Source organism: Enhygromyxa salina (genome assembly GCF_002994615.1).
In the GTDB taxonomy this organism is placed as follows: Bacteria; Myxococcota_A; Polyangia; order Nannocystales; family Nannocystaceae; genus Plesiocystis; species Plesiocystis salina_A.
Genome location: NZ_PVNK01000048.1, coordinates 1 through 7,571, shown reverse-complemented (window position 1 = coordinate 7,571; position 7,571 = coordinate 1). Strand labels below are relative to the sequence as shown.

The window sequence follows — 7,571 nt, the reverse complement described above, 5'->3', positions numbered from 1 at the left end:
GCATGACGCCGTCTGGGGCCGGCGGGGCCTCGGCGGGCGGCGAGGCGTCGACGGGCGGCGCGTCCCCGGCCTCGCCGGAGGCGGCTCGATCACCCGCGGGTTCCGGCGGGAGGGCCGGAGGACCGAGGAAGCCCGCGGTGACGAGAGCCAGGGCCAGCGCACTCACGTGGTGGGACTCTACCATGCCCGGCGAGGCCGCCGCTGCGAGGCCCACCCTCCGGGGGGCTGGCGTGCCAGCGGCGGCCGCTCGGGTCGGCGTCGCGATCTGGGTCCAGGCTCGGTGGCGACGCCAACTACGGCGGATCCGGCGAGCCCGGCGAGGCCAAAGACGGGCTAGAGCGTGCGGGGATCGGTGAGCTTGCCGGTCACCGCCGACGCCGCCGCGACCGCCGGCGAGACCAGGTAGACCGGCCCCGGCGCGCCCATCCGCCGATCGAAGTTGCGGTTGGTCGTGCTCGCCGTGGTCTCGCCCTCGAAGGGGATGCCCGGCCCGTTGCCGATGCACGAGCCGCAGCCCGGCGCCGAGACGGTGGCCCCGAGCTCGGCGAACAGGGCCAAGATGCCCTCCTTGCGGGCGGCCTCGGCGACGTCGGCGCTCGACGGGGTCACCGTCACGCGAACATTGTCGGCGAAGCTGCGCCCGCGCAGGACCTCGGCGGCGGCGCGCAGATCTGCGAGCGAGCCGCCCGTGCACGAGGCGATCACGATGTTGTGGATTGCGACCTCGCCGACCTCGGTCAGCGGCTTGCGGTTGCGTGAGTCGCCGGGGGTCGCGACCGTCAGCGGGACCTCGTCGAGGTTGACCTCGATCGTCTTGACGTAGCGGGCGCCCTCGTCGGGGGCGACGAGGCGCTCGGCGTAGTCCTGGCCCCGGGTCGCCTGGAGGAACTCGCGGATCGGCTTGCAGGGCTCGACGATCCCGGTCATGAGCCCGCCCTCGACGGTCATGTTGGTGATCACCGACAGCTCGTCGACGTTCCACTGATCGAGGCCCGGGCCGCCGAGCTGGATCACGCAGGTGTCGGTCGGCGACTCGCGCCAGTGCTCCTCGCGGAAGAAGGGGTCGCCGATCAGGTGCAGGACCAGATCCTTGGGCGAGAGCACGCCCCTGGCGTCGCCCTCGACCCACACGCGCACGGTCTTGGGCACGGTCACGGGGATCATCCCGGTTCGCAGCGCGAAGGCCATGGCCGTCGAGCCGACCCCAAACGCGAACGCGTTCATGACCCCGGCGGTCGGCGAGTGGCTGTCGGTCAGGACGATGATGTCGCCGGGCCGGGCGTAGTCTTCGACCACGATCCGGTGGCACACGCCCTGCTTGAGCCGGCCCGGGCCGTGGAGGCGGATGCCGTTGCGCTCGCAGACCTCGATCATCTGCTTGGCCAGCTCGCGGGCCGGGGCGAGGCGCTTGTTCTTGACCGAGAGCGGGACCGTGTCGGTGTCGATGAGCACGAAGTGGTCCTCGAACGCGGCCGCGAGATCGGGCTGGTGGATCGGCGCGTCGCCCCACTCTTGCTGGTAGAGGTCCATGACCATGCCGCCGGTGTACTCGTGCATCCCGCGGAAGTCGGCCTCGCACAGGATCTGGTCGCCGGGCTCGACCGCCGCGATCCCGAAGGGCTGGTCCTTGCCGCGCCAGGCCTTGGCCGCGACGATCTTCTCGATGCAGGTCATCGGGGCCGCCGCGCGCTCGAGCTCGTAGGTGGGCCCGACCTCGCCCGCGAGGACCTTGGTCCCGTAGGGCATCAGGCCGCCGGCCTCGCTGACGGCGCGGAAGAAGGGCGGCAGCGCCTGGCTGAGGCTCGCGAGGTCGAGGTCTTCACCCGCGCGCAGGCGGTCGATCACGCCGAAGTCGGTCGTGAAGGGCAGCCCGGCGTAGACCATGTTCTCCTGGAAGATGCGCTGAAAGCTGCGCGCGACCACGAGCTCGATGCCCGCGCCCTGGTGGGCGACGACGGCGACCTCGCGGCTGCTGCCGCTGCCGTAGGCGTCGCCGCCGACGACGACCTGAAACCCGCCCTCGCGGACCGAGTCGACGTTGACGCTGTCCTTGAAGTTCTGGAGGAAGTAGGGGCCGAGGATCTCGCCGGTGTAGCCGAGGGTGCAGGCGGCGCCGTTGATCATCGCGTCGGTGTTGACGCCGAAGTGGAGCGCGGGTGGTGCGGCCGAGTCGAACTCGGGGTTTTGGCCCGCGAGCTGCTGCTCGACGTGCGCGGGGTCATCCGTGAGCCACAAGATCCGTCCGGTCAGCTTCATGTGGGCAGACTATACGTGCTGTTGGTCCCGGTCCGACCTCGCCCGCTGTGAGCGTTGCTGCGTGCGGGTTTGCGCGCTCGCGCGCTCACGTTGACTGCCACCACTCGAGCAATTGCTCGAGCACCGCGCGGTCGTTCATCAGCGCCATGTGCCCCGTCGACGCGAAGGTTTGGACCTCGGCGGGCGGCAGCAGCTCGCGCGCGCGCGGATCGAGGCTGGCCCCTCGCGCGCTCGGTCGGCGCACGAGCCCGTCGCCGAGGGTGGCCGAGAGCGGCGAGCCCGGCTGACCGAGGGTGCCAACCGCGATGAACCAGCGCACGTGAGCGGGATCGCGCGGGCGCGCGGGGACCGGAAAGGCGAGGCGATCGGCGTCGTGGTGGCGCCAGTCCTCGTCGAGCACGAAGCCGTGGCGCAGATCCTTGATCCCGGCGCTGCGCAGCTTGATCGCCTTGCCGATCAGCTTGGTCCACGGGTTCCAGATGCTGTCGAGGGTGAACGCGGTGACGTGGGCGAGCTGCTCGAGCGGGGCCCCGCGCGAGGGCGCGCCGAGCAAGAACACCCGGCGCAGCGAGTCGGTCCAGGCGTGGCCGGCCTCGAGCGCGTAGTGGCAGGCGCTGCGCGTGACCAGCCCGCCCATGCTGTGGGCGACGATCGACAGCTCCTCGAAGGGCCAGACGGCGTGGAGCTGCGCGAGCTTCTCGGCCAGCTCGCGGCCGTTCTCGGAGATGTGACGGCCGCTGTTGTAGCGGACGTAGACCGGGGTCTGGTCGCGCTCGGCGGCGAGCACCGGGCCGTAGTCGACCCGCGGGCCCTCGTCTTGTGCTGCGCCGACGCCAAAGCGCCAGGCTCGCTCGGAGCCCATCAGCCCGTGGACGAACAGGCACGCCTGCGGTCGCGCGTTTGGGACCGCGATCGGCGGATCTTCGAGGGCCCAGGGGCGCGCGCCGTAAAACAGTTGCATGCGCAGGGCCAGGGCCGAGTCGGCCGCCTCGAGCCGGTCTCCGATCGCGCCGTTGAGGGCTGCGAGGGCCTCGTCGCGGCGATCCGGGTACGCACGGACGAAGCGCTGAGCGAGGTCGAGGAGGTCGGCCACGTCGGCAGCTTCGCACGTCGCGGCGGCGCTGGCGGCCTTCGGGATACAATCCGTCGATGTCTCGCCCAGGCTCGCTCGCTCGTGTGTCCTCACTGTTGGCGCTGGCCGTGGTCGGCACCTTGGGCTGCGCCGACGCCCCCGCCGATCCGGTCGAGAACCCGCTGACCGATCCCGAGTCGGGACCGCCGGCCGGCAACCCCGAGGGCAATTGCGCGATCCCCGAAGAGGCCCACCCGGTCGACGTCTCGAGCCCGACCACCGTCGTCGGCGACGGCACGCCCTCGAGCTGCACGAGCGCCGCCTTCGTCGAGGCCGTGGCTGGCGGCGGGATCATCACCTTCGACTGCGGCCCCGACCCGGTCGTCGTGACCCTCGACGAGACCGCCAAGATCTACAACGACACCGGGCCCGAGATCGTGATCGACGGCGGCGGTCTGGTCACGCTCAGCGGCGGCGGGGCCCGGCGGATCCTGTACATGAACACCTGCGACGAGTCGCTCGTGTGGACCACGCCCACGTGCGACGACCAGGATCACCCCCGGTTGACCGTCCAGAACCTCACCTTTGTCGACGGGCGGGCGATGGGCGGCGACCCCGACGGCGGCGGGGCGATCTTCGTCCGCGGCGGTCGCTTCAAGCTGATCAACACCCGCTTTTTCAACAACGCCTGCGACGACACCGGGCCCGACGTCGGCGGCGCGGCCGTGCGGGTGTTCGACCAGCACCAGGACCAGCCCGTCTACGTGGTCAACAGCACCTTCGGCGGCGAGCCCGAGCTCGGCAATCGCTGCTCCAACGGCGGCGGGCTCAGCAGCATCGGCGTGTCCTACACCGTGATCAACAGCTTGTTCTCCTACAACGAGGCGATCGGCAACGGCGCCAACCCGGCCCAGGCCGGCACCCCTGGCGGAGGCAGCGGCGGCGCGATCTACAACGACGGCAACACCTTCACGTTGACCTTGTGCGGGACCAAGATCGAGCACAACACCGCCAACGAGGGCGGCGGCGCGATCTTCTTCGTCAGCAACGATCTCAGCGGCACCCTCGCCATCCAGGACTCGACCCTGTGCGACAACCCCAGCGCCGGGTTCGAGACTGACGGCTTCCCGGGCATCTTCGCCCTCGCCAACGGCGCCCCCCAGGTCAGCGCCTCGACCCTGTCCGAGACCTGCGAGCAGTGAACGCCCGCGGGAGGAGCGGCCGTGCGTGGCAAAGTGCAGGACGCCTGCGGGGGGATCAAAAAAGCCCCCCTGAGGGGGGCCACGTAGACCTACGCGAAGCTCATACAAGCCCACCGAGCGTGCGAGTGAAACGAGCGCGCGACCGGCCGCGGAGCGGCCGTGCGTGGCAAAGTGCAGGGCGTTTGTGGGGGGATCAAAAAAGCCCCCCTGAGGGGGGCCACGTAGACCTACGCGAAGCTCATACGAGCCCACCGAGCGTGCGAGTGAAACGAGCGCGCGACCGGCCGCGGAGCGGCCGTGCGTGGCAAAGTGCAGGGCGCCTGCGGGGGGATCAAACTACTCCCGTCCGCCGAAGAGGCGGAGGAGGAAGAGGAAGAGGTTGATGAAGTCGAGGTAGAGCGTCAGCGCGCCGAGGACTGCGAGGTTCCCCGCGCCGCCGTTGACCAGGTAGATCTGCTTGATCTTCTGGGTGTCGTAGGCGGTCAGCCCGGCGAAGATCAGCACCCCGATCACGTTGTAGATGAGGTAGGCCGTGCTGCCCATCATGCCGGGCACGAACATGAAGAAGATGCTCGAGACGATCAGGCCGATCAGGCCCATGAACAGGAACTTGCCCCACGCCGACAGATCGCGCTTGGTGACGTAGCCCCACAGCGCGAGCGAGCCGTACATCAACACTGTGATCGCGAAGACCGAGGCGATGCTGCCGAGGCTGTAGACGATGAAGATCGCCGAGAGCGCGACGCCATTGAGCGCGGCGTAGAGCAGGAACAGCCCGATCGCGGTGCTCGGCTTCATCTTGTGCACGCGCGAGGCGAAGAGGACCACGAAGGCCAGCGGGGCCAAGAACACGACCCAGCGCAGCGGGGTCATCAGCAAGGTCCGGACCAGCGCCGCGTCGAGCGAGACGATGAACGCGACGAGCCCGGTCACGCCGACGCCCGCGGCCATCCACGCGTTGACCCGGGTCATGAACTGGTCGACGCCCGACGCCAGCTGCGCGCGGGGATCGCCGGTCACGGCTCCGGGTGCGTACGAAGGTGCTTGGGCGTAGGGGTTGCGCTGACCTGCGGGGTCGTGCTGCGAGGGATGCGGCTGCATGTCAGCAGTGTGAACACTGCGCGTGCGCCGATCAAGCGTCGCCTCGCTTGGGCTGGTACTAGGGCCGCCTGTGGCCTTGTTGGCGCCCGGTTGATCGGCGAGGATCCCTGCGTGCGCAGACGACCAGCGGCGCAGCCGACGCGCACGACCGGGTGGGTGCTTGGGTTGGCTGTCACGACGGGGCTGTGGGGGTGCCAGCGATCCGGCGGGTCCGCGTCCGTCTCCGAGCGCCCGTCTGGTTGCATCGACACCCCCTTCATCGGCGGCGACGCCCGGGCGACGAGCACGGGCGTTCGGTGTGGACGTGAGAAGTCGCCCGAAGCGCTGCTCCTACGCGGACGCGTGGTCAGCGAGGCGCTGCCCGGCCTGCCCGGTCCCGGGCTCGAGGATCTGTGGGTCACCAGCCACCCCGTCGCCGGTGGCTCCGCGCGGGTCGACGCCCTCGGCCCCGCGCACGCCGAGTCCAAGACCGGGCCCCAGGGCGTGTTCTCGATCGCGCTGACCGAAGCGCGTGAGCACGTCATCGTCGTTCGGGCCGACCCGACCGGCCCAGCGCTCGCGGCCCGGCGGATCGACACCGGGCCCGATGCACCGCGCGATCAGCTGATCCTGACCGTCCCCCAGCAATGAGCCCGCTGCGCGTGACAAGCGCGACACGAGCGGTCACTGACGCCCGCGGGGGTCTCGAGGAGCCCCCTCTAGGGGGCCACGCAAACGATTGCGAAGCTCACCCCAGCCCACCGAGGGAGGGAGCGCAGCGACCGACCGACCGGCCGCTTGCGGCCGTGCGAGGATACCACTCGTGCCCCATCCGCAGGTCATGTTCATGCTTCGTCTCCTCGCGGCGGTCAGCTGGGCCGACGGTGAGCTCGCCGCCAACGAGGCTGCGGCCGTCGAGCGGCTGATGGCGGCCGCCGATCTCGACGACGACGAGCGCGCAGAGGCCCAAACTTGGCTGACGATGCCCGTCGATCTCGGTGAGGTCGACATCGAGGGCCTGAGCGACAACCAGCGCCTCGCGACCTACCAGGCCGCCGTCCGCGTGGCCTTGAGCGACGAAAAGCTCGCCGAGGCCGAGCGGACCTTCCTCGATCGCATCCGCGAGGTGCTCGGCCTCAGCCCCGAGCAGGCCGCCGAGATCGAGGACGAGATGCCGCGCTTCGCCTGATCCGCGCGGCAGATCGAGCGTGGTACAAGCCCGCCATGGGCCAACTCTTTGACGCGCTCGAGCGCTACTTCGAAGACGACGACTGGCACAGCGAGCGCCGCGACGAGACGACCCTCGAGTTTCGGGTCGACTACGGCGAGGGCCGCGAGTGGGGCTGCCTGGCCCTGGCGATCGAGGACGCCGAGCAGTTCTTGTTTTACTCGGTCCTGCTCGAGCGCGCGCCCGAGGACCGGCGCGCCGAGCTCGGTGAGTTCGTGATCCGGGCCAACTATGGGCTGCAGGTCGGCAACTTCGAGCTCGACCTCGACGACGGTGAGGTCCGCTTCAAGACCTCGATCGACGTCGAGGGCACGAGCCTCGACCACCAGCTGTGGCGCAACCTCGTCGACCTCAACTTGATGATGATGGGCGTCTACTACGACGGCCTGATGGCGGTGATCGGCGGTGACAAGACCGCCGCCGAGGCGATCGCGGCGATCGAGTCGCGCGAGACCTCCGACGCCTGACGCGACCGGGGCTCGGGCTCGGCCTCGGGGGGCGCCCGGGCGCGTCTCGAGCACGAGCACGATCGCCCGGCCTGCGACCGCGAAGGAGACGGACCCGGGCCCGGGGTGGACGCGCAGGCCCGGGTCGATCTCGAGGTCGAAGGTGTCGCTGTCGACGATGTGCTCGACGGTGACCCGGCGCTCGCACATGGGGTTGTGTCCCCGGGCTCGTCGTCGCGGTGTCTCGGCTCAGCCTCCGATCGCGGGGGACTCGGCCGGCTCGGGGG

7 protein-coding genes are annotated in these 7,571 nt (G+C 70.3%); 4 read left to right on the top strand and 3 right to left on the bottom strand.

From position 1 onward, the window contains the following. Positions 1 to 333 precede the first annotated feature (333 nt). Together ENSA5_RS04910 and ENSA5_RS04905 are read right to left on the bottom strand one after the other, a co-directional pair. A complete protein-coding gene (locus ENSA5_RS04910; RefSeq protein WP_106390387.1) occupies positions 334 to 2,256 on the bottom strand; it encodes an aconitase family protein in 1,923 nt (640 codons plus the stop codon). 85 nt (positions 2,257 to 2,341) lie between these two features. Then, positions 2,342 to 3,349, bottom strand: coding sequence for an esterase/lipase family protein (locus ENSA5_RS04905; RefSeq protein ID WP_106390386.1), 1,008 nt, complete (start codon positions 3,347 to 3,349; stop codon positions 2,342 to 2,344). 56 nt (positions 3,350 to 3,405) lie between these two features. On the opposite strand from ENSA5_RS04905, the gene ENSA5_RS04900 reads away from it, so the two are divergent. Then, positions 3,406 to 4,530: a hypothetical protein gene (locus tag ENSA5_RS04900; protein WP_258182736.1), complete on the top strand. Its 1,125-nt coding sequence runs from the start codon at positions 3,406 to 3,408 to the stop codon at positions 4,528 to 4,530. A gap of 336 nt (positions 4,531 to 4,866) precedes the next feature. Here ENSA5_RS04900 and ENSA5_RS04895 read toward each other — a convergent pair whose 3' ends face one another. Next, positions 4,867 to 5,631, bottom strand: a complete 765-nt coding sequence (locus tag ENSA5_RS04895; protein WP_106390384.1) for a Bax inhibitor-1/YccA family protein — start codon at positions 5,629 to 5,631, stop codon at positions 4,867 to 4,869. A 111-nt stretch (positions 5,632 to 5,742) separates the two neighbouring features. Here ENSA5_RS04895 and ENSA5_RS35590 point away from each other — a divergent pair, with 111 nt between their 5' ends. From ENSA5_RS35590 to ENSA5_RS04880, 3 genes are all read left to right on the top strand, one after another. After that, the gene (locus ENSA5_RS35590; RefSeq protein WP_146155332.1) at positions 5,743 to 6,261 is read left to right on the top strand and encodes a hypothetical protein; all 519 of its coding nucleotides are present in this window, start codon (positions 5,743 to 5,745) and stop codon (positions 6,259 to 6,261) included. Positions 6,262 to 6,433: 172 nt separating this feature from the next. Continuing rightward, a complete protein-coding gene (locus ENSA5_RS04885; protein ID WP_181197377.1) occupies positions 6,434 to 6,799 on the top strand; it encodes a DUF533 domain-containing protein in 366 nt (121 codons plus the stop codon). A 35-nt stretch (positions 6,800 to 6,834) separates the two neighbouring features. Continuing rightward, complete coding sequence (locus tag ENSA5_RS04880) at positions 6,835 to 7,305, top strand: YbjN domain-containing protein (protein ID WP_106390381.1); 471 nt, start codon at positions 6,835 to 6,837, stop codon at positions 7,303 to 7,305. Positions 7,306 to 7,571: the final 266 nt, after the last annotated feature.